Consider the following 22,258-nt stretch of genomic DNA (forward strand, 5'->3'; position numbering starts at 1 on the left):
AATGGACCTGACAGTTTTATTAACTATTATCGGAATAATAGTAACAGTCGCTGCTCCTGCTGCCGGCTATTTGATCAAACAGAGAAAAGAATATACTAATTATTACTCTGTTATCTGGAAAAGTACGGCTAAGCTTAAACCTAAAGACCTGCTTGGAGAACGCCCCTGCGAAGATTATTACCTTAGAAGAAATGTTGATGATGTCATTCAGAATTCGCTGCAGTCAAATAAAAATGTTCTTATTATCGGTCAGCCTTTAAGCGGAAAAACCAGGGCTGTATATAATGCGTTAACAACTTCTAAAAAAAAGTTTTATTTACTGGTGCCAAGATGTGTTCCGATGCCTGTTTTCCAGGTACCGCCCGATTATTTTTTCAAAAAAAATAAAATAATTTTTATTGACGATCTGCAGCATTACATAGAAAAACAGGATAACTATCACTTACTTTTCAAATATGCGCAAATAAATAATCTGCCTGTAATTGCTGCCTGTCATTCAGGCAAAGAATTTACAAAAGTAAAAAACAAACTCACTGAACAGAATCTTAATATTGATATTATTTTTGGCTCAGGTGCAGCTGAAGTTGAAAAAATACCGGCAGAAACAGGTAAAAAGGTGGCAGAAAGTCTTGGAATGAAATGGGACAGCATTAAGTTCAACGGCACAGTGGGCTCTATTTTTATGAAGCTGAGCGAAATGGAAAGAAGATTTGATACATGTGATATTGTGGAAAAAACTATTTTGAGGATATTAAGAAATCTTTACCTTGCCGGAATTTACGAAGAAAATAATATAATCAGGACTCACTGGATAAAAACTGCCGCTGCGCGGCTTGAGTTATCGGCTAAGGAATTTGAATGGGCCGGCTGGTTTAAATCACTGGAAGAAAAAGAATTCCTGAAAGTGCTGCCGGGATCAAAGTTATTGGTCGAGGACGCTTATTTAGTGCATGTTATAAAACCTGAATCAGATACCCCTTTACTTACTATTCTTCATACTGAAGTTGAAACTTTCAGTGATGACCCCGAAGTGCTGCAGCTTACCGGTGAAACTATTTACAATTTCGCTCTTGATGACCCTCAATTTCTTGAGTTTATGACCCTTGCAATTGCAGCGTTTAAAAAAGAGCTGCTGCTTCTCAGTGGAACAGATAAAATAAATCAGCTGAAGAAGGTTAAATATTCACTTGGACAGGCATATTTTAATCTTTCGCAATCTGTTGAAACAAAAGAAAATTCCATTACTGCTATTTCTTATTTTAACGAATTGTTAGTGCATGTAACAAGGGATGCTGAACCTTACGAATACGCCAGAATTAAAATGAAGCTGGGCGATGTTTACAGGTTCCTCTCATTTGTAGATGATATAGGTACAAATTGCAGGAATGCAATTTCGGCATATAATGAGGCTCTTGAGATCTTTACAATTGAAACCAATCCACTGGATCTTGCAATTACATACAACAATCTTGGCAGCGCATATGGTTTACTTTCAGAATCAGGCGATCCAGTAGAAAATTGCAAACGCTCTCTGGAAGCATTCAGCGAAGCCCGCAAGGTTAAAGATAAAACCGGCTATCCTCCTAATGACGCTTTTACTAAGTTTAATACAGCAAATACATATATGTATCTCTCAGGATTTGAAGAAAAGGAAAAGAACCTGCTCGAAGCCATTAGACTGTTTAATGAATACCTTGATTCTGAGGCAATCAGGAAATCAGCCAGGAATAGAGGAGGCACTCTCAATAACATGGGTTATGCTTATATGCTTCTTGCAGGCGTGGTTAATAAAAAAGAAAATCTGCTGAAAGCTCTTGAATTATTTGAAGAAGCACTAAAGATCAGAAACAAAGAACAAATGCCCCTTGATTATACAGAAACTATGTGCAATGTGGGAGAAACATATAAGTATCTCAGCGAAGCGGAAGATGAAGAAGCTAACCTGCTAAAGGCCAAAGATGCGCTTGAAGATGCGTTGTCACTCAAAGAAATAGAGAAACATCCGTTAACATACTCTACTATAAAATATACACTTGGGGTTGTAGTACTTAACCTGGCTGCTAAATACGGCAGCAGACAGAATGGGTTGGATTTTGATATAGGAATGAAACAGCTGCAGGAAGCTTCTGTTGCGGCTAAAGGATACTCTGAATCTCATTATAACATGATAATTAATGAAATTGAGAAGAGAAAAACTATATAGAACATGCACAAAACAGAATATAAAATACAGGTGAAATGGACCTGACTGTTATATTAACCATTCTGGGTATTATTGCAACTATAGCGGCTCCCGCCGCAGGCTATGTACTTAAGCTCAGGAAGGAATATAAGAACTATTTTTCTGTTATCTGGAAGAGCTCCAAAAAACTTAAAGCAAAAGACCTGCTTGGCGAAAGGCCTGTTGGAGATTATTACTACACCAGGAATATCGATAACCAGATATTCCGGACTATTGAACGCAGAAGAAACCTGCTGATAATAGCTCCGCCATTGAGCGGAAAAACACGGGCGGTTTTCAATGCGCTAAAACAGCTCAAAGATCCCGTACATGTACTTGTCCCGAGAAGCGTACCAATGGCAGCATTTCTGTTTCCCAAAGATTTTATATTCTGGAAACCAAAAATGATATTTATAGATGACCTGCAATACTATATCGAACGACAGGACAGCTTTCATCTGCTTTTCCGCGAAGCAAAAGAACGCGGAATACCCATTGCCGCAACATGCCACTCAGGCAGGGAGTTCAAAAAAGTAAAGAACAAAATGGTTGAGCAAAACCTGGATATAGATATAATATTCGGTGATGATATTATTGAGCTAGAAAAAATCACAGCTGAAGAAGGCAAAATGATATCCGGTAAAATGGGTATGAAATGGGATACTGTAAAATTTAACGGAACCATAGGCTCAATATTCATGAGGCTTAGTGAAATGGAAAGGCGATTTGATAACTGTGATACCATTGAGAAAACCATTTTACGAACACTGAGATATCTTTATAAGAGCGGTATCTACGAAGAGAACAGTATTTTCAGGGTTGAGTGGATAAAAAAAGCGGCATCGCTTTTTGAGCTTGAAGGAAGGGATTTTGAATGGACGGGCTGGCTGAAAAATCTTGAGGACAAAGAATTCACCAAAATTGCCCGCCGCAATAAGGTATGGGCAGAAGATGCTTACCTGGAATTTGTAGTAAAGCCTGAAGTTGAGACCCCGCAAACCGAAATATTTGAAAGTATGGAAGCAATTTTTGCGGATAATACCGAAGTTCTGCAGATGCTTGGCGAGCGTGCCTATGATATAGGAATTATAGACCCGCAAATTGCGGATTATATGCAGATAGTTATTTCCGCATTCGAAAAAGTTCTTGAACAATCTGCAGCCAGCGGAAACCGTAACGACCATATTAAAGCTCAAAATTACCTGGGTCAGGCTTACTGGTCGCTTTCAAAAGTAAAAGATACTTTAATAAACTGTGCGAGATCAATTGAGTACTTCAATGAAATATTAAAGACGATCAGCATTGAATCAAGCCCTGTTGAATATGCGAGAATTAAGAACAGGATAGGCAATACATACACAGCATTTGCCGAAGTTGAATCTACTGAGGAAAATTGCGTAACAGCGATAAATGCATATAACGAAGCATTAAGGGTATTTAATGAAAATAAATTCCCGCAGGAATTTGCCAGGACAAATAACAACTTGGGGGGAGCTTTCCTAATGCTGGCTTCTGTAAAATCAAGCTCCGAAAATTATAAAAAGGCAATTGAATCGTTCAATAAAGCGCTTAAGGTTATTATCCCTTCAGAAAATCCGAAGCTGTTTGCATTGACAAAGAACAATATTGCAAACACATATGCCAGGCTTTCTGAAAAAGAAGAGTCTGAATTAAATCTTGAGCGTTCAATACAGGCTTATAATGATGTGCTTGAAATTCAATCCAAAGAGAAAGCTCCGCTTCAGTACGGGCTTACAAAAAATAATATCGGCAACGCATATTCAATGCTTGCATTGATAAAAGATAGGAAGCAAAACCTTGATAAAGCGATCAGCGCATTTGAAGAAGCTCTCACAGTTAGAGACCCTCAGCAGGTTCCGGTTTTATATGCTAATACAATGTTCAATTTAGGGGATGTTTACCTTGAAAAAAGTGAATATGAAAATCAGCCCGATGCGCTTTATAAGGCAATTGATGCTTTTGAGGAATCGATGAAGATCAGGGCAGAGGATAAATATCCTATTCAGCACGCCGAAGTTAAAGCAGGGCTCGGTAAGGCATTTATCAGGCTTGCCGGATTTGAGGATAAAACCGAAAATTATCACAGGGCAATTGCTGCTTTTGATGATGCTTTGAAGATCTTCACTGAAGAAAAATACCCTGCAAATCATGAACTTATCCAGGAAGAAATATCTAAAGCGAAAAAGATTTTCTTTTAATAAAAAATTATTCATTTTAGTTATTGTTCTTTGTTCCCTTTGCAAATTTTTTAGCCAAATTGTTGATTCAGATATTTATCATAGATCCATTTGATAAGAATCATTGGTGCAGCTTGAGTAATGTATTATATTTGCTTAGCAGGTGTACTTTGCCCTCTTGGCAGATTACACCTGCCCAACCATCTGAAAAGGAGGTATTAAGTTATGGAATACAACAAATTTGTTGACCTCAGTAAATCATACCTTTTCTGCCAGCTAAAACGCAATGAGCATACCAGATCAGAAAGCTACCATCCGGGAATACTTCCGTTTATAACAATTTCAAGGGAAGCAGGTACCGGTGAATCGGCAATTACCAATTCACTTCTCGAAGATCTCAGTGTTAAACAAACAGCCGGAGAGCTCCCGTGGACATTATATGATAAAGACCTTATCAAACGGGTAGTTGATGATTATCATCTCACCAATATCAACGGGCTTTTGCCTGAAGATAAATTCTCTGATATTCAGACAATGTTCGAGGAGCTGTTTGGTATTCACCCCACCAAGCGTGAAATGGCTCATAACATCGCTAAATCAATTCTGAAACTTGCTGATCTAGGCAATGTAATAATTGTAGGCAGGGGAGCTTTTTATATCACCAGGCACCATAAAAACGGCCTGCATGTCAGGCTGATAGGTTCACTTCAGAAACGGGTAAAGCATATGGTTGATGAGTATTCATTAACGCTTAAGCAGGCAGAGGAATATATCCGCAAAGAAGACAGCCAGAGACATGACTATGTGAAAAAATTATTCGGAGTAGACCTGAACGATCCTCATTATTATGACCTGGTTATAAATACAGACAGGGTGGCACCCCAGGAAATAATAGCATTAATTGCTGAACGCACTGAGCTATTGAAAGAAAAGCTTGCCTGCAGGTATCATTCAGAAGAATTGACAGCGGTATAGTTTATGTTGCATCTTAAAAAGTACCCGGTTAATATCTTTTGTATGGATATTAATCGGGTAATTGAATGATTTATATCATTTTTACAGTTGACCCATATCATTTTAAAATCCCGTAAAAACCAATAATTTTGTATAATAGGTAAAATATATATTTTACTTTCCTACAACTTAAATGAAACGGAGAATTAACGATGTCAGATAAAAAAGCGGATCTTGCTGGTCCGGGTATCAGCACTTATCCGGAAGTATCAAGAATACTTCCTGAGAACTATTCTTCAATACTCAATAAAAAAGATACACAAAAAGCAATTTATGCTGTAAAAAGCTATATAGAAGAGAACTTAAATAAAGAGCTGAACCTTATGATGGTTCAGGTTCCGCTGATAGTAGATAAAGAAAGCGGTGTTAATGATAATCTTGACCGTGACGGCTCAAGAACACCGGTTGAATTCCCCTGCGGACTAGGTTTACCAAAACGTATGGAAGCACAGGTTGTACAGGCTGCTACAAAATGGAAAAGAATTGCTTTGAAGCAGTTCGGACTTGAACCGGGTGAAGGTATAAATACTGATATGCGCGCTGTAAGAAAAGATTATTTCCTGGATCATGACCACTCAAGCTATGTTGACCAATGGGACTGGGAAAGAGTAATTACTGATAAAGACAGGAATCTCGATTTCCTGAAAATGATAGTTAAGAAGATCTGGAAAGTATTTGTAGGCGCTGAAAAACATGTACAGGAAATGTTCCCGCAGCTTAAAGATCCAAGATTCCCTAATCTGCCCGAAGAGCTTGTATTCCTACATGCAGAAGAAATACTTGAAATGTTCCCCGACCTTCCAAGGAAGCAGAGAGAAACACAGATATTACAGAAATACCCCGCAGTATTCATTATTGGTATTGGCTGGGTATTAAAAGACGGCTACCCGCATGAAATGCGCGCTGCTGATTATGATGACTGGGTAACACCTACAATTACAAAGAACGGCGAGCAGTACCACGGAATAAACGGCGATATTCTGGTTTGGAACCATTTAACAAAACGCAGACATGAGCTTTCATCAATGGGTATCAGGGTTAATGCTGAATCACTTCGTGAACAGCTCAAGCTCTCCGGACAGTTAGATCTGGTTTCAACTCCTTACCACAGTGCAGTTCTGCACGATGAAGTACCGTTAAGTATCGGCGGCGGTATAGGTCAATCAAGGCTGCAGATGTTATTATTAAGAAAAGCTCATTTAGGCGAAGTTAGCGTTACAATATGGCCAAAACAGCTGAAGGATATTTGCGCTGAGAAGAATATTCATGTATTGGAATAAAATGAAATAATTCGGTTTATTTTTTAAACGACCCGTTAAGGGTCGTTTTTTTTGAGTAAGACTTAAAGAATTGTAGCATAGCCCTTTCAGGCTCGATTGGAATACTGTACAAGTTAATAATAATGACCCCCTCCACCTCCCCCTGTTAGGGGGAGTGTGACTATTCTAATCCTAACATCTTTAACACTCGATTTAACACTGTTGCGATTCCAGATTATGAACATAATTTGTAATGTTAATTGTAAACGATTACAAGGAAATAAAAAACCCCGCAAATATGCGGGGTTAATTTTATGTAAAATTTAATATTTCTGTTACTTTACGAGGATCATTTTTTTGGTGCTTACAAAATTACCTGCGGTTAATTTATAGAAATAAATTCCGCTGGAAAGATCTGAAGCGTTGAAATCAAATTTATATGAACCAGCTTTCAGCTCGCTGTTAACAAGAACGCCTGCGCTTTTACCTGCCATATCAAATACTTCAAGCTTAACATTTGAACCTGCAGCAAGTCCAAAGCTGATTGTTGTGTTCGGGTTGAACGGGTTCGGGTAATTCTGTTTAAGCTCGAATTCAGCAGGTATTTCGTTTGTGTTTCCGCTGATACCAACTGGATCCAGTGTTACAGTTGCAACCCATGCCTGCATTGTTCCGGTTTTATCATCAAACCAGAAGGGGAACACTTTATTATTACCTGAAGAAATTCCGATATAATCTCCCATATAGTTTCCTAATCCTGCTTCGCCTTTAACTTTCCATGCGTGATCACTTACTTTAATATCTGTCCATGTTGTACCGCCATCAGTGGAGCGTGACATATATGTTTCGCATGAATCGCCGATTGAAGGATAGTTCCTGTTATCATAATAACAAACATTAACGCCGCCGTTTTCATCTACCCTAATTGCAGGGAAGAACTGAACTTTGCCGTTATTCATAGCATCCTGGTTAACTCTAACGCCTGCTGACCAGGTTGCGCCCTGATCTGTTGACCTGTGGATAACAACATCAGCATCTGTACCTGCAGGAGCAAGATTTACATCTGAAGCAACTACATATATCCATCCGTCACGGGGACCGCCTGATCTATCTACAGCGATCCTCGGAAAGCTGTTAACTCTAACTCCCCAGCCATTATAAGATGTACTTCTGATACCATTCATATTATAAGCGTTTTCTGTAACAGTCCATGAAGTGCCTCCTGTTGTTGAACGCGCAAAACCAAGGTAATCTTCAGTGAACGGACTTGCGGATGTTGGAGCAGCCCAGCAAAGATATACCTGGCCCGTTGGTCCGATAGCAATATCAACACCTTGTGAATAGTGACCTGAAGGAGGTGAATTTACCTGCATAACTCCAGTCCAGGAAACACCGCTGTTAGTTGTATAACCAATAACTATTGGCGGCTGACCTAGGGCAAAATTGCTCCATACTGCATAACTTCTTCCATAGTATGCACTTGAAGGAACATCATCAGATGCAGCAAAATTTTTATCGACGCTGCCGGATTGAATCGTTATCCTGCTTGACCATGAAGCACCCATATTTGTTGAATATGCAGCAACCATTCCGGGATTATCGAGTGTTGAAAATATTATTACCCCGTTTTTATCAATTGTCGGTCCGGGATCACTGGAAGACTGTGTAAACGGTGAAAGCAGGTTATTACCTGACCACGTTGTTCCGCCGTTTGTTGTCCAGTAACCTCCCTGTCCGTAAACTCCGCCTACTGTAGTATTGGCACCGCCGAACATAATATTCTGGTTAGTAGGATGCCTTACCAGTATGATCTCATCCTGCTGTGCATTAGATGTTGGTAATACCCTTACACTTGGTCCAACGGTGATCACCATGTTATCGGTTGTGTAAAATTGTGTTGTCTTATTTGTGTTGTTCCAGGAATTATTTTCAGAAGGGAGTTTTGAATATTCGCCCATCACAGGCTTTCTGGTAGTTGACCATTTTTCCTGGGCATTTAAATTAACCGCAGCAAATATGACCATGAACAATACTGCAAAAAATTTCATTTGTGTTTGGTTTAGTTATTGAAAAAATAATACGAAACATAATGATAATTTAGGCGTTTAGCAATATCTCAATACAATTACATTCTAACGGGAAAGAGGTAATGAAAAGTAGAAATTTTGGCAAATTTAAAGCAATATTCCGAAACATCTACTCTCAGGTATGTGTTTTAATTATAAAGAATCCTGATGAACTAACCTTAAAAGAAATAAATATTAAATGGAGAGTAAAATGAAACACAAAAGTTCAAGCACAGCCCCGAAAAACCAGACAAAACTGACCGGTTATCCGCCATATCCTGAAGATGAAGATATTTATAGAAAAGATATTGAAACTGAACTGGATCCTGAAAAGATCGCTGAGATTCCGGTAAAAACTGAAACAGGTATTGAAGAAGAAACTCTTAAAGAGAAAAAAAATGATCAGCAGGACGAACTGGATATACCAGGCGCAGAGAATGATGATATGAGCGAAGCTTCAGGTAGTGAAGATGAAGAAAACAACTATTACAGCCTTGGCGGTGATAACCATAATGATCTCGATGAAGATAGATCTTAAAAAAAATTATATTCAGATTTAAAAATAAAAGCCCGGTTTTCACCGGGCTTATTTTGTATTGTAAAGAAATATGGCTAAATTGATCACTTGGTCAATACCATTTTTTTCGTTTCATTATATTCGTTTGCTGTAATCCTGTAGAAGTAAATTCCGCTGCTGAGCCTTTCAGTACTATAATTCACGGAATATGTACCAGCTGACATTTTTTCTCATAATAGTTCTCCTTATTTTAAGTTATTATCAATTCAAGTATAGAACAATTATTATGCCAAATTAAAACACTGGTTTTACAAAATATTTTTTTGAATATACCGTGAAAGGGTTGATAGAAGTATGACATTTCTGACAAAAAAAAATCCTGCCTCTAAGGCAGGATCAAAAAATCATTATAAAAGATGTATTTCTATTAATTTATTTTTTCATCTTTGGGATTAATTGTTGGCTGGAAGCCAAATCCGCCCTGCGGGGGAGCACCAACAATTGTAATTTCACCAAACTGATTTTCGAATTTATCAATATTATCTTTAAGTGCACCAAGCAGCATTTTTGCGTGCTGAGGTGTCATAATAATTCTGGCGCTTATTTTTGATTTAGGGATCCCCGGTAAAACCCTGGTAAAATCAATAATAAATTCAGCAGGGGAGTGAGAAATGATCGCAAGGTTGGAGTAAATACCTTCAGCTTCTTTTTCACCTATTTCAATATTGATCTGCTGTTGTAAGTTATTGTTTTCTTCGTTTGCCATATTAAAATGTTAGTTATATTAAAAAAGCCCTTAAACGGGCTTTTTTTTGCTCCGAAGGCAGGACTTGAACCTGCGACCCTCTGATTAACAGTCAGATGCTCTAACCAACTGAGCTACTTCGGAATGAAAATTTTACAGAATACAAATATATTTAAATCATAAAATAAAATCAATGAAAATCGGGGGAATTTCCACTATTTTAATGAATATTTTTAGTTAATTTTACACACTTCATTAAAATTATAGAATATGGTAAAAACTTTAGGAAAACTGCATCATGTTGAAATTTACGTTTCAAACCTGAACCGTTCTGCAGAGTTTTGGGGGTGGTTTTTAGGAAAGCTTGGTTATGAGATCTATTCTGAGTGGAATTCAGGTATCAGTTTTATTCTTGAAGATACTTACATTTGTTTCGTGCAAACAGAAACGAAATATTTTGATGAACCATATCACAGATGCAGAACCGGGCTTAACCACCTTGCATTTCATGCAGATTCCAAAGATCAAGTTGATGAATTAACAACTGAACTGAGAAGCAAAGGAATTAAAATACTATATGAAGAAAAACATCCTTATGCAGGGGGTAATGATTATTACGCAGTATTTTTTGAAGATCCTGACAGGATAAAGGTCGAATTTGTTGCGCCTTAGAAATTTTTAATAATTTTTGTAATACAAATTAATCATTCCAAAACCGGCAAATGCAATATTTGCTAGCCATGCTGTGAGAAGCGGGTCGAGATCGCCGTTATATCCGAAAGACTGGGAAATTTTTATGAATCCAAGATAAATAAAGCTGACCAGTATACTTATACCGAACTGCAATGCAAGCCCGCGCCTGCGCTTTGAACCTGTGGAAATAGATATACCGAATATCACTATGATGAGGCTTGCAAAAGAAAACGAGATCTTCGAATAAAAATCCACCATCTGCCTGTCTGTATCCTGTCCGCCTTTTTTAAGGCTTACAATAAACTCTTCAAGCTCACCGTAATTCATCTCATCAGGCTTTAACTGTTTACGTGTTATTTGGCTGGGAACCAGGTTTAGTTTGTTGATACCTGTGATATTTGAAATAGTGATTTCCGGGTAAATTGTCAGAACTTCATTTTCGCCGCTGAAGTCTCTTTCTGCGGCATTTATCATGAGCCATTTGCTGCCGTCCCATTTCATTTGCTCAGCATCAATTCGCTTTACAAGCTGAGTTAATGTATCTGGATCGTAAAGCTGCACGGAAACCCTTAAGGCAGTCATATCAGTTTCGCGGAACTGGTCTATAAGTATCAGCTGGTTTTTGGAATCCTGGAAATACAGCTTATTAAGTCCGACTGTATTTTTATTTTTTCCAAGATAGTTTCGTTCAATAAAAAATTTTTTCTTGTTCGCTTCCGGTACAACCCAGTTGTTGAAATATAAAGAAACTGATGTTACCAGCATTCCCATTGCCAAAAAAGGCATCATAAACCTTACAAGGCTGATGCCCGCATTTTTTACTGCAACAGTTTCATTAAAGTTAACCATTCTGCCCGCTGTAAAAAGCGTAGCAAGCAGTACAGCAATTGGTGTTATGAGCCTGATTATTTCAGGAATGAAATACAGGTAGTAGTTAAGTATCATCCCGAAATTCAGCTTATTGTCGATGAATTTATCCAGATTTTCGAAAAGGTCGACAAGAATAAAAATGAGAATAAAACACAAAAGGGCAAACAGGAAATTCTTTACAAACTGAAAAATTATATACCTGTCAATTTGTTTGATCAACCTGTTTGCCCGGATATGATATGTTTAAAATTATTTTTTCTTTGTTGTTTTGCTTGATGAAGGCTTATCCAGATAGATATTGGCTGCAACATATATCGTGCCCCAGTTAATATCTTTTTTCTGGCTTCTAACTTCACGCCTGGTTGAGCTCAGAACCGGTCCGTAGATAGTGGAATAAAAAGTTCCTTCTTCATCATTTAAAGATCCGTTTGACTTACCCCATTCAATACCATCAGCTATTCCGCTATTGGTATTTTTAAGCAGCAGGTTGCCAAGGTCATATTTTACTCCAAGCGCAACACCAAACTGTTTGTTGATCTTGAATTCAATACCGGCATCAAAATTTACACCGATCCTGAATTCTGAAAAGCTGGTTGTAACACTATCAACCCTGTTCTCAGTTCTGGAAAGTTTACCGTTCATCAGGTTAAATGACATGTTTGCGCCGAAATAGGGGCTTACCATTTTGGTGAATGATGTTGGAGCCAGCTCTATACCGAGACCAAATGAAAAAGAATTGAAAGTGTAAGAATAGTTAACGCTGGTTAATACAGTATCTACCTGGTTGTTAATGTTTATTACTTCAACGCCAATGTTACCTGATTTTGACGGTTCAAATGTATTGAAAGTATTGAAAGCGGCAAATAAAACGCCGCGTGTAATTGCGTATTTATCAAAATTAAATTTACCTTTACCAAAAATTGTAATACCGGTTTTTAAGCCGTAATTATTTCTCATGAAATTAGTATCAATACCAAGTACTGTAGAGCTTCCAAGTGAATAATTTTGGTAATATGTTCCTTTTGCAGTCGAGCCCATTGGTTCGATAATACCGATACCAACCTGTAAAATAGTTTTATCGAATTGTGAATATGAAACAGAAGTGAAAATTAAAACAAGTAATAAGTATTTCAGTATTTTCATAAATTTAATATTAATTAATTGTATTATTATTTACCTTCCAAAATAAAACGCCATACCGCCGTAGAGGTGCAGGTATTGTATATTCTTTGAGGGGTAAGAAGAACCGTTATAATCATGAGCGGCATCACCCAGATTATACTTTGTGCCAAAATCTTCCTGGAATGATTTACCGACCAGGTTTGCAAACGCATATTTTGCTCCAAGCACAAACCCGATATTATGATGAACTACAAAATCAACTCCTGCGCCAAACTGCAATCCTAAACGGATCGTTGAATTCATTGTGAAATCTTTAGTTTCAGTTGGGAAAATAATAGTAAGCTTGCCGCCAATTACGTTTACCATAGCTTCAGCCCCTATGAAAGGGTTAATTTTTGATTTTGCAGTGGCAAAGTTATATTCGCTGCCAAGCACAATTGCCAGGTGGCTCTGGGTCAGAGATATATCTGCAGCACCGGAGTTATCATTATAAACTTGCGAATTGCTGAACACATTAAAACCAATGCCTCCCGTCACTTGCAGGGGGCTTTTTCTTTTTACCGGGAATTTAACATAAATTCCGTAACTTATGCCGGATTTCATGAAATATGTATTTGTATCAGGGTTACCGTTGCCGGTCCATGTATCAAATGTATTGCCAAATTCACCTTTTAAATCACCTAAAGGAGCGGAATAACCGCCATAAAATATAACTGTTCCTGTGGGCTGAGAAATGGATCTTTGACCGAAAAAACAAACCATAATTATTATTGCTGACAAAATATATTTCATTTATCTGTTGGTATTTTTACTTAAGCTATTCGGAAGTGTTCCCTTATTAACAAATATTTACAAATTTAGGTTTTATATTTATAAAAAAATATCTAAAAAATTGTGTAAATAATAAAAAAGAGCTTATTTCATCATACTAATATATTGAAATAAGCTCTAAAAAACTGAAAATAATTGTAAATTTATTATTTTAAAACCTGCCCGAAGTAAAAGGATAGTCCAGCATAAAATTGAATGTAAACCAAAGTTTTAGCCCTGTTATTAGAGCTTTCTTCATCATTTATACCAATTTCACGAAGTGAACCTGTACCTGTTTCTTCATCGTCTGTTAATGTATTTGTAGAAGTAGTTGTAATATCGGTTTTTTTCCCGATCAGATTGGTTAAAGCGTACTTAACGCCGATGACAGCACCGATACTTTTGTTAAGCTTTATATCAACGCCTGCATTTGCAATTATACCAAAACGGGATTCACTTTTTCTTTGTAAATTATATGTAGTATCACCTGAAGCTTCAATTTTTCCGCTGTAAAAGTTCATAGCAAGGTCAAGCCCTGCAAAAGGGTTTATTTTTTTCTTTGGAAAAAAGCTGTATTCTGCCCCGAGGGAAATAGTAAATATATTAACTTTATTTTTATAAGTTAATGTTGCACCGCTTCGGGGATAATCTTTTGACCCTGAAAACGAATTGTAATTAAAGCCTGCGGTTAATCTGGCTTTACCTAAAGTATCAACAGCATACTTCCCTATAGCGCCGATATTAAATCCGCTTTTTGTAAGCAGTGTGCTCGACTTATCAAAATTAAGCATTTCAGTACCTAAAGTATCAGGGAAATCACCTTTCAGATCTGCAGCAGGCAGAGTGTATCCTCCATACACTGTCAGATTCATTTTAGTTTGAGCGAAATCAGAAACTGTTGAAATTAAAAAGAGGGCTGAGAGAAGTATTAATCTGAATATCATAATTAGCTGAAATTAAATTACAAATTTTATTTCTGTAAGTTAAATTTAACAATTTAAAAGCCTTTTTACAATTGTATAATTACAAATAATTAATACAAAAAAAGCCGGGGATAGAGCCCGGCTAAAACTGTAAAGCTGTTTTTTAATTATTTGCTTTTTTTCTGCTGGTTAAAATAAAATGTTATGCCAAGATATATCTGGAAATACATAATATTTTTTGCTTTGATCGAGCCGTTTTCCTTATCATTCAGGTTATACTCACCTGCAGAAGATGAAGCCAAGTATTCTTTGCCTATTAAATTTGCAAAGTGATATTTAGCTCCGAAAACCGCGCCGATGCTTTTATTAAATGCTACATCAACACCTCCGCCAACAGCTAAGCCAAACCTTGAAGCTGATTTCAGTGTGTAAGATACGGTACCAATATCATTATGATCTGCAGTTGATGCTGCAGTAACGGTTTCTTCGGTTTTGCCGCTGAAGAAATTTCCTGTTAGGTCTAAACCTATGAAAGGAGCAGTTTTTTCGCGGGGTGTAAATGAATATTCTGCACCCAGATTAGCGGATATAATGCTCATGCTGGTATGGAAATCAACTGTGTTGGTATGAGAGTAGGTTTCATTTCCAGTGAATTTATTATAGCTGCCGCCAAAAGTTAGTCTTATCTTTCCCTTTTTATCAACGGCATATTTACCGGCGAGCCCGAGATTAAAACCGGTTTTTACAAAATATGATTCGCCGGATCCACTGTTAACGGAATCAATAGTGCCTTTGAGCTGCGGAAGCGGTAGGTTATAGCCTCCGGTTACTGCAATAACAAACCTGGGCTGTGAATACAGACTGCCTGCTATAGTTAATATAAGTACTGCCGTTAATACAAATGCTTTTTTCATTTATTATAATATAAGTTAGAAATACCAGTTTTTTCCTTTGTGATTTTTATAAAATACCGAAAATCAGCTTTCGCTCAGCTTATAGCCTGCATTAACTATTGCCAGTTTTACCTGCTCAAGTGTGACTTTTTTATCATCATACTTAACTGTTACTGTTTTGTTAACATGATCAGCTTTTACAGACTTTATACCTTCGAGCTTCATTATCTCATTGGTAACTGTTTCTTCGCAGCCTGAGCAGTGCATACCGAAAGTTGGAATTACCTTCGTCCTGATCTTTTCTGCAGCATTGTTTCCTGCAAAAGCAGTAATTGATAAAAACAGGGCTAATAAAATTGTTGCTATTTTCATAGTATTGCAAAAATCATTAAAATTATACAAATAAAAAAGGGAGTCTGTTTAGACTCCCTTATAAACAATTTTGTTAATTACTTATTTTTTTCTTGCTTTTGGATGATTAAATGAGAATGTTACACCAGCATAAATCTGTAAATATGATAGATTTTTTGATTTTGTTACTGATGTTTCTTTATCGATGAGTGTATATTCATTATTTACTGTTGAGGTAACTGAATCTTTACCAATCAGGTTAGCCATGTTGTATTTTACACCAACAACTGCACCAATGCTTTTGTTGAATGTAAAATCAAGACCGCCGCCAACACCGATACCGAATCTTGAAGCTGATTTCATTGTTGCTTCAGTTTCTGTTCCGCCAGTAGGCATTGTTTTGTAATTACCACTGAAGAAATTACCTGTAAATTCAGCGCCTAAGAATGGATTGGTTTTGCCTTTAGGCATAAATGAATATTCAACACCTAAGCCTATAGCAATAATGTTAACTTTTGTAATAAATGAACCGCCAGTTACAGAAATATCACCTGATGAAAATGAGTTATATGCACCGCTTAATGTGATACCAACATTTCTTTTTTTACCAAGATAGTATTTTACATCAGCGCCAGCATTAAAACCGCTTTTCTGCAACATTGAATTTGTATCTGCCGGATATTCACCTTTTAAATCAGGTAATGGTAAATTATAACCACCGGTTACATGAACTTTTACCTGCGGCTGTGAAAAAGTTGTACTGTTATTTAAACTTAAAAAAGCTGCTAAAATTACAAATAATGCAACTAATTTTTTCAATTTATTATTCTCCTTTAAATATTTTTAAATGTGAATCGTTTTCTTAGTTTGTTATGTTATGTTATTACAGGCAATCCTTGTTTTTTTTAATCCGGTGGCTAGGCAGGCCCATAAGTTTGCCCTATTTCGTCTCCTTTTTAAAATTAAACCTGTAATCAATAACGTAAATATAAACAAGTTTTATTTCAGATTGTTCCCTAAAATTTGTATATACTTGTAAATATAGCTATAAATTACTTGATTTTCAAGTACTTAAGGCGCATTGAATTCAGCAAAACTGTTACTACATCACTCATTGCCATTATCATTGATGCCATTACGGGAGATACTGTTATTCCAATTCCAGCAAAAACACCTGCTGCTACCGGAATTGCAGCAGCATTATAAAAAAATGCCCAAAATATGTTCTGTTTGATAACAGAGATGGTTTTCCGGGAAATTTTAAATAAAGCCAGTATGTTTTCCAGGTCACCTTTTACCAGAATAACATCTGCAGATTGTATTGCGATATCCTGCCCGGTGCCGATAGCAATTCCAAGATCACTTTTCGATAGGGCGGGGGCGTCGTTAATGCCGTCACCGATCATAGCTACTTTTGCGCCTTTATTCTGAAGCTCACTTACATATTCCTGTTTTTTATCAGGCAATACCTGAGATTTAAATTCGGTTATGCCAAGCTGACCGGCAATTTCACCGGCAGTTACGGAACTGTCACCGGTTATCATTGCTATTTTATAATCATCCGCTTTCAGCTTACTTAAAACTTCGGCTGCATTATCCTTAATTTTGTCACTTAAAGAAATTTCACCAATTAATATATCATTTTCATACAGGAATATATTTTGCGATGAAGACTTTTCTGCGCCGGCAAGCTTTTCTTTTTCAGAAAGATTAGCTCCTCCGATCTTATATTTATTTCCGTTGATCATTCCGGTTACACCTATACCAGATGTAATTGAAAAATCAGTTACAGGGAGAAGATCATTGTGATCTTTTTTATATTCTGCTGTTATCGCTTTGGCTATAGGGTGTTCCGAGAAATTTTCGATAGATGCCGCTATTTTGAGTATTTCTTCCGCCTGCCTGTTTTGATGAGGAATAATCTGTTTAACATCAAATTTACCCAGGGTTAGTGTTCCGGTTTTATCAAACAGAATGGTATCGATCCTGTTCACATTTTCTATAGCTTCGGCGTTATTAAAAAGTATTTTGTTCTCTGCAGCTTTACCAACCCCCAGAACAATTGCAATTGGTGTTGCAAGTCCTAAAGCACAAGGACAGGCAATAATAAGCACAGCCACTGATTTGAGCAGTGAATAACTTAAAGACTGCCCGATATAACTGAACCACACAAAAAATGTAACAACGGCGATAACAATTACTATTGGAACAAAAATCTGAGAAACCCTGTCAGCTATTCGCTGGATTTTAGGCTTTGAACGCTGGGCATCTTTTACCATTAAAATGATCTTAGAGAGCAATGAATCGTTAACAGCCTTTTCAGCGGTAATTTTAAGATAGCTGTTCTGGTTTAAAGTGCCGCCAAGAACTGTATCGCCGGTTTTTTTATCCAGGGGTAAAGATTCTCCGGTCATCATTGATTCATCTATACTTGATGTGCCTTCAATGATCTTTCCGTCAACAGGTATTCTTTCTCCCGGCTTAACTAAAACAATATCTCCAACCTTAACTTTTTTAACAGGTATTTCAAGCTCTTCATTATTCCTGAGAACAACAGCTTTTTTAGCCTGCAGCTCTGTTAAAGCTTTTATGGCGTAATGTGTCTTATTTTTCAGATTGAATTCAAGATAATTACCAAGGAGAATAAATGTAATTATCATCGCAGCAGATTCAAAATAAACTGTATGATGATGTTCTCCGGAAATTTCAGGGAGGAGCAGGATAACAATACTGTAAAAATATGCTGAAAGTGTGCCGATAGCAATAAGTGAATCCATACCGGCTGAACGAGCACGGATATCAGCTAAAAATCCTTTCATGAATTTTGAGCCGCACCAGAAAACCACTATAGTAGAAAGCGGCAGCGCAGCCCAATTGGCAATATCAGCTGAAATGAATGAAAGAAAATCCAGATGATCCTTCATTCCGAGCAGTACTATTATTACAGAAAGAGTGATAGAAGTGAATATTTTTTTTCTGAATAGCGACCGCGCTTTGAGTTTTTCTTCTTCGGCTGCGGTTTCTTCTTCATCTGATTGCTGCTCAATAGCTTTATAGCCCAGCTTATCAATTTCACTTTTGATAAATGCGAGATCAGGACCTCCGTTATTAACGGCAAAGCTGGCAGTTTCACTGCCGAGATCCACTTTAGCAAACCTGATGCCATCGAGCTTATTAAGCCTGCGTTCAATTTTCATTGCGCAGGAAGGGCAATCCATGCCTTCTATATCAAGCTCAATTAACCTGCAGTCTTTATCAATTATGTCTGATTCTTTTTCTATTGTATCTTTCACACTTAATTATGAATTCGAATTGTTCGTTTAAATTAGATCTTTGAAATCAGTTTCTGTGCACTACCTGTCCTGAAGCCTGTTTATTCGGAACGATAATCATTTCAGCTATTACTACATTTTCGGGTCTGCTTGCGGCATAAATAACCGCATCTGCAATATCAGCAGGTGTTAATGGCTCTATACCGGTATAAACACTTTTAGCTTTATTAACATTTCCCCTGAACCGAACAATGCTGAACTCAGTTTCAGCAAGTCCCGGGTCAATGGTTGTTACCCTGATATTTGTATCAACCAGGTCGAGCCGCATACCGCTGGTAAGCGCATTAACTGCATGTTTAGTTGCGCAGTAAACATTGCCTTTTGGATAAACTTCATGGCCTGCTATTGAGCCTATATTGATCACATGACCCCGGTTATTTTTAACCATAAGCGGAATAACAGCCCTTGAAACATACAGCAATCCTTTGACATTTGTGTCTATCATTTCATCCCAATCCTTAAGGCTGCCTTCATGCAGCTTATCAAGGCCACGGCTTAAACCGGCATTGTTCACCAGGATATCGATATTTTTCCATTTTGCAGGAAGCGCTTTTACTGCTTTATTTACTTCTGCTTTTTTTCTAACATCCAGGGTTAATATATACACATTTGTATTGTAATTTTTCTTAATTAAAGAGGCAAGCTCTTTCAATTTTTGAGTTCTGCGTGCTGCAATTATCAGCTTTGAACCTTTTTTAGCAAATTCTATGGCTGTTTGCCATCCAAAGCCGCTTGCTGCGCCGGTAATAAATACTGTTTTATCCTTTAATTTCATCATCCTTAAAAATACTTATTAATTTAATTTGATTTCATTCATTTATTTATTCTATAAAAATATACTAATATGCTCAATTTAGAAGCTTTTCTATGGTTTTTATATTAGATATTCACAAAATTTTCCAAGTAAGTATTAATACTTAATTTTAACTAAAAATTTAATTATATTAGTGAACTGTTATATTCAATCCTATGATTTAAATCATTAATATTTATGAGCAGTATCATTCACTGAAATTTACTTAATAATTATATTTACATTAAGAAAAATCATTTCAGAGAGGATTTTCATTTGGAACAGATGATGATTTCGGAGCTTGTCAGGCAAAAGGATAAACTGCGTGAAAAGATCCGCAAGAATACCGGTTTGCAGTATAACCAGATCGAAAAAATTCTGGGCGATGTAGATATATGCCTTGGTTCCATGATGAAGCATATGAAAGACGGCAAAAGCGCCCATGAAAAGTTCTTTGCAGATATTATTCTGAATTCAATTGACGCTATAATTGGCCTGGATAATAATTACAGGGTATTTCTCTGGAATAACGGTGCTGAAAGCCTGTTCGGTTATAAGAAAGAAGAAGTAATGGGCAGGGAATTTGATTTCCTGATCCCGGAAAATCTGCTTGCAAAAGGTGAAAAGAAATTTTTAATTGATGAAGTAAGCCGGAATGGTTTTTTAGCGAACTATGAAAGTGAACGTATTACTAAAACCGGGGAAATTGTTAATGTCAGTATTTCGAGATTCGCAATTTACGATGAAAATAATTCCAATACCATTGGTTCGGTTGGGATACTGCGTGATATTACGACCGTTAAAATGCTGCAAAAAGAGCTTCGTGAAAAAGAAAACCTGGCTCTTATCGGGGAGGTTGTTTCCAGTATAGCACACAGCTTATCGAATCCGCTGAATATTATTTCAGGTAATGCTGATTATTTGCTGCTCAATAAAAAAAGCGGTGAGCCTGACTATGAAGAGCTAAAGACCATAGTTGATGAAACTACAAGGATCACAAAATCACTGAGAGGATTGCTGAATTTTTCGAGACCGCTTACTGTTGAAAAATCCAAAACCGGCATTAATGAGCTTGTTGAAGAGGTAATTTCCAAAACCAAATACGCATTAGGCAGTAAAGATATTACGGTTAAAAAATCGCTTGATAAAGATATTCCCTTAATTCCCGCTGATAAAGCACAGATAGAAGAAGTAATAACCAATCTTGTGATAAATTCAATTCAGGCTTTCAGTGAAAAAGGGGAAATTACAATAAAAACAAAATTGAACCAAACATTCGTATCAATAGAAGTGAGCGATAACGGACCCGGAATACCGAAGGAGAACCAGGAAAAGGTCTTCAGGCCGTTTTATTCATCCAAAGGATACGGCAAAGGCACAGGTTTGGGGCTTTCAATAGTAAAAAGAATAATAACTGAACATAATGGAACGGTAAAACTGCGCTCTCAAACCGGTAAAGGAACAGTCTTTACAATAACTTTGCCGTTAAAATAAAAATTAAACTCCTGTATTAAAGAAAAAGCCATCAGTTAACCTGATGGCTTTTTTATTTACAATAGTAAAATAAAAAACCTGCGGTATTACCGCAGGTTTGGGTCAATCAAAAACAAAGAACAATTGAAACTATAATTTTATTTTACCAGTATCATTTTTCTTGTTTCGTAATTACCGCCGGCGTTTATTTTCATGAAATAAATTCCGCTGTTTACCTTAGACCCGCTGTTATTTAATGCATGCCAGGTAAATTTATGATCTCCGGGTTTGAGTATATTATTGAACATTGAGCAGATCTCAGCGCCGTTTACATCGTAGATCTTTATATCTACATTTGTTTCTTTGATCAAAGAGATGTTAATGCTGGTAGAAGGATTAAAGGGATTCGGGTAATTTTCACTAATACTGTAATCTGCGGGTGAAATGTTAGGTTCAATTCCAACTGTGCTGCGCACAATTATTCTTTTGCTGAGCGCATTATTCCAGGCGTCGCCGCCGGTATTGCTTTGTGAATTGCCTGCTAAACCAACTGCCCATATTGTATCTGTACCACCGGTGCCCGGAGCAGTATAATTGAATGAAACAGTAACAGAGCCGTTTGTCATTGGTATATTATTATTATGAGTAAGCTCACCATTTGAAATACGCAAACCTGAAGTTACAACACCTAATGCACCAAGCCTGGTTGCGACATCAAGACCCATACCAGTTTTACCGGCATTGGATATGGTTATACTGTATTGCTGGGTTTGTCCTGTGTTTACCGTATCAGGTCCTGTGATAGTTACTGTTACGCCTGTGTTAATTGAACCGTGGCAAGAGCAGCCTGATGTGCTGGTTTTTAATGTTCTTCCTGTTCTTCCGTCTATATCGCCGTATAATAAAACTGATGATGCAATAAAAATAATAATAAAAGCTGCAAAAAATTTTTTACTTAATAAAATGCTTTTCATAGTC

20 protein-coding genes and 1 tRNA gene are annotated in these 22,258 nt (G+C 37.1%); 7 read left to right on the forward strand and 14 right to left on the reverse strand.

The features are described from left to right. Position 1: 1 nt before the first annotated feature. From J0M37_08180 to J0M37_08195, 4 genes are all read left to right on the forward strand, one after another. Positions 2-2,203, forward strand: a complete 2,202-nt coding sequence (locus J0M37_08180; protein ID MBN8585060.1) for a hypothetical protein — start codon at positions 2-4, stop codon at positions 2,201-2,203. 35 nt (positions 2,204-2,238) lie between these two features. Next, a complete protein-coding gene (locus J0M37_08185; GenBank protein MBN8585061.1) occupies positions 2,239-4,440 on the forward strand; it encodes a tetratricopeptide repeat protein in 2,202 nt (733 codons plus the stop codon). Between the two features lie 204 nt (positions 4,441-4,644). Beyond that, entirely contained in the window at positions 4,645-5,394 is a 750-nt protein-coding gene (locus J0M37_08190; protein ID MBN8585062.1) for a cytidylate kinase-like family protein, read from the forward strand. A 191-nt stretch (positions 5,395-5,585) separates the two neighbouring features. Then, positions 5,586-6,713, forward strand: coding sequence for an aspartate--ammonia ligase (locus J0M37_08195; GenBank protein MBN8585063.1), 1,128 nt, complete (start codon positions 5,586-5,588; stop codon positions 6,711-6,713). Between the two features lie 314 nt (positions 6,714-7,027). On the opposite strand, the gene J0M37_08200 is transcribed toward J0M37_08195, so the two are convergent. Continuing rightward, a complete protein-coding gene (locus J0M37_08200; protein MBN8585064.1) occupies positions 7,028-8,740 on the reverse strand; it encodes a T9SS type A sorting domain-containing protein in 1,713 nt (570 codons plus the stop codon). Between the two features lie 229 nt (positions 8,741-8,969). On the opposite strand from J0M37_08200, the gene J0M37_08205 reads away from it, so the two are divergent. Then, the gene (locus J0M37_08205; GenBank protein ID MBN8585065.1) at positions 8,970-9,296 is read left to right on the forward strand and encodes a hypothetical protein; all 327 of its coding nucleotides are present in this window, start codon (positions 8,970-8,972) and stop codon (positions 9,294-9,296) included. Between the two features lie 83 nt (positions 9,297-9,379). Here J0M37_08205 and J0M37_08210 read toward each other — a convergent pair whose 3' ends face one another. From J0M37_08210 to J0M37_08220, 3 genes are all read right to left on the reverse strand, one after another. Further along, complete coding sequence (locus tag J0M37_08210; GenBank protein MBN8585066.1) at positions 9,380-9,499, reverse strand: T9SS type A sorting domain-containing protein; 120 nt, start codon at positions 9,497-9,499, stop codon at positions 9,380-9,382. A 203-nt stretch (positions 9,500-9,702) separates the two neighbouring features. After that, positions 9,703-10,041: a DUF3467 domain-containing protein gene (locus tag J0M37_08215; GenBank protein MBN8585067.1), complete on the reverse strand. Its 339-nt coding sequence runs from the start codon at positions 10,039-10,041 to the stop codon at positions 9,703-9,705. A 49-nt stretch (positions 10,042-10,090) separates the two neighbouring features. Next, a tRNA-Asn gene (locus tag J0M37_08220) sits at positions 10,091-10,164 on the reverse strand. Positions 10,165-10,290: 126 nt separating this feature from the next. Between J0M37_08220 and J0M37_08225 the strand changes: the two genes are divergently transcribed. Beyond that, complete coding sequence (locus J0M37_08225) at positions 10,291-10,692, forward strand: VOC family protein (protein MBN8585068.1); 402 nt, start codon at positions 10,291-10,293, stop codon at positions 10,690-10,692. A gap of 6 nt (positions 10,693-10,698) precedes the next feature. Here J0M37_08225 and J0M37_08230 read toward each other — a convergent pair whose 3' ends face one another. The 9 genes from J0M37_08230 to J0M37_08270 all read right to left on the reverse strand — a co-directional run bounded on the left by J0M37_08230 (position 10,699) and on the right by J0M37_08270 (position 19,792). Beyond that, positions 10,699-11,802: an LptF/LptG family permease gene (locus tag J0M37_08230; GenBank protein MBN8585069.1), complete on the reverse strand. Its 1,104-nt coding sequence runs from the start codon at positions 11,800-11,802 to the stop codon at positions 10,699-10,701. A gap of 30 nt (positions 11,803-11,832) precedes the next feature. After that, the gene (locus J0M37_08235; GenBank protein MBN8585070.1) at positions 11,833-12,726 is read right to left on the reverse strand and encodes a hypothetical protein; all 894 of its coding nucleotides are present in this window, start codon (positions 12,724-12,726) and stop codon (positions 11,833-11,835) included. 30 nt (positions 12,727-12,756) lie between these two features. Further along, entirely contained in the window at positions 12,757-13,497 is a 741-nt protein-coding gene (locus J0M37_08240; GenBank protein MBN8585071.1) for a hypothetical protein, read from the reverse strand. Between the two features lie 185 nt (positions 13,498-13,682). Beyond that, positions 13,683-14,459: an outer membrane beta-barrel protein gene (locus J0M37_08245; protein ID MBN8585072.1), complete on the reverse strand. Its 777-nt coding sequence runs from the start codon at positions 14,457-14,459 to the stop codon at positions 13,683-13,685. Positions 14,460-14,605: 146 nt separating this feature from the next. Beyond that, positions 14,606-15,352: a hypothetical protein gene (locus J0M37_08250; protein MBN8585073.1), complete on the reverse strand. Its 747-nt coding sequence runs from the start codon at positions 15,350-15,352 to the stop codon at positions 14,606-14,608. A gap of 63 nt (positions 15,353-15,415) precedes the next feature. Continuing rightward, entirely contained in the window at positions 15,416-15,703 is a 288-nt protein-coding gene (locus J0M37_08255; GenBank protein ID MBN8585074.1) for a heavy-metal-associated domain-containing protein, read from the reverse strand. 81 nt (positions 15,704-15,784) lie between these two features. Then, positions 15,785-16,501, reverse strand: coding sequence for an outer membrane beta-barrel protein (locus J0M37_08260; GenBank protein MBN8585075.1), 717 nt, complete (start codon positions 16,499-16,501; stop codon positions 15,785-15,787). 233 nt (positions 16,502-16,734) lie between these two features. Then, positions 16,735-18,975 carry a cadmium-translocating P-type ATPase gene (cadA, locus tag J0M37_08265; protein ID MBN8585076.1) on the reverse strand — a complete coding sequence of 747 codons (2,241 nt, stop codon included), beginning with the start codon at positions 18,973-18,975 and terminating at the stop codon, positions 16,735-16,737. A 46-nt stretch (positions 18,976-19,021) separates the two neighbouring features. After that, positions 19,022-19,792, reverse strand: a complete 771-nt coding sequence (locus J0M37_08270; GenBank protein ID MBN8585077.1) for an SDR family NAD(P)-dependent oxidoreductase — start codon at positions 19,790-19,792, stop codon at positions 19,022-19,024. Positions 19,793-20,083: 291 nt separating this feature from the next. Here J0M37_08270 and J0M37_08275 point away from each other — a divergent pair, with 291 nt between their 5' ends. Beyond that, positions 20,084-21,301 carry a PAS domain S-box protein gene (locus J0M37_08275; protein ID MBN8585078.1) on the forward strand — a complete coding sequence of 406 codons (1,218 nt, stop codon included), beginning with the start codon at positions 20,084-20,086 and terminating at the stop codon, positions 21,299-21,301. A gap of 137 nt (positions 21,302-21,438) precedes the next feature. Here J0M37_08275 and J0M37_08280 read toward each other — a convergent pair whose 3' ends face one another. Beyond that, positions 21,439-22,254: a T9SS type A sorting domain-containing protein gene (locus J0M37_08280; protein MBN8585079.1), complete on the reverse strand. Its 816-nt coding sequence runs from the start codon at positions 22,252-22,254 to the stop codon at positions 21,439-21,441. Between the last annotated feature and the right edge of the window lie 4 nt (positions 22,255-22,258).

This window comes from Ignavibacteria bacterium, assembly GCA_017303675.1.
In the GTDB taxonomy this organism is placed as follows: domain Bacteria; phylum Bacteroidota; class Ignavibacteria; order Tepidaquicellales; family OLB5; genus OLB5.

What these genes read in the sequence shown, in the direction of transcription:
- J0M37_08180 (MBN8585060.1), top strand. Translation starts at nt 2, where the DNA reads ATGGACCTGACAGTTTTATTAACTATTATCGGAATAATAGTAACAGTC.
- J0M37_08185 (MBN8585061.1), top strand. Translation starts at nt 2,239, where the DNA reads ATGGACCTGACTGTTATATTAACCATTCTGGGTATTATTGCAACTATA.
- J0M37_08190 (MBN8585062.1), top strand. Translation starts at nt 4,645, where the DNA reads ATGGAATACAACAAATTTGTTGACCTCAGTAAATCATACCTTTTCTGC.
- J0M37_08195 (MBN8585063.1), top strand. Translation starts at nt 5,586, where the DNA reads ATGTCAGATAAAAAAGCGGATCTTGCTGGTCCGGGTATCAGCACTTAT.
- J0M37_08200 (MBN8585064.1), bottom strand. Translation starts at nt 8,740, where the DNA reads ATGAAATTTTTTGCAGTATTGTTCATGGTCATATTTGCTGCGGTTAAT.
- J0M37_08205 (MBN8585065.1), top strand. Translation starts at nt 8,970, where the DNA reads ATGAAACACAAAAGTTCAAGCACAGCCCCGAAAAACCAGACAAAACTG.
- J0M37_08210 (MBN8585066.1), bottom strand. Translation starts at nt 9,499, where the DNA reads ATGTCAGCTGGTACATATTCCGTGAATTATAGTACTGAAAGGCTCAGC.
- J0M37_08215 (MBN8585067.1), bottom strand. Translation starts at nt 10,041, where the DNA reads ATGGCAAACGAAGAAAACAATAACTTACAACAGCAGATCAATATTGAA.
- J0M37_08225 (MBN8585068.1), top strand. Translation starts at nt 10,291, where the DNA reads ATGGTAAAAACTTTAGGAAAACTGCATCATGTTGAAATTTACGTTTCA.
- J0M37_08235 (MBN8585070.1), bottom strand. Translation starts at nt 12,726, where the DNA reads ATGAAAATACTGAAATACTTATTACTTGTTTTAATTTTCACTTCTGTT.
- J0M37_08240 (MBN8585071.1), bottom strand. Translation starts at nt 13,497, where the DNA reads ATGAAATATATTTTGTCAGCAATAATAATTATGGTTTGTTTTTTCGGT.
- J0M37_08245 (MBN8585072.1), bottom strand. Translation starts at nt 14,459, where the DNA reads ATGATATTCAGATTAATACTTCTCTCAGCCCTCTTTTTAATTTCAACA.
- J0M37_08250 (MBN8585073.1), bottom strand. Translation starts at nt 15,352, where the DNA reads ATGAAAAAAGCATTTGTATTAACGGCAGTACTTATATTAACTATAGCA.
- J0M37_08255 (MBN8585074.1), bottom strand. Translation starts at nt 15,703, where the DNA reads ATGAAAATAGCAACAATTTTATTAGCCCTGTTTTTATCAATTACTGCT.
- J0M37_08270 (MBN8585077.1), bottom strand. Translation starts at nt 19,792, where the DNA reads ATGATGAAATTAAAGGATAAAACAGTATTTATTACCGGCGCAGCAAGC.
- J0M37_08280 (MBN8585079.1), bottom strand. Translation starts at nt 22,254, where the DNA reads ATGAAAAGCATTTTATTAAGTAAAAAATTTTTTGCAGCTTTTATTATT.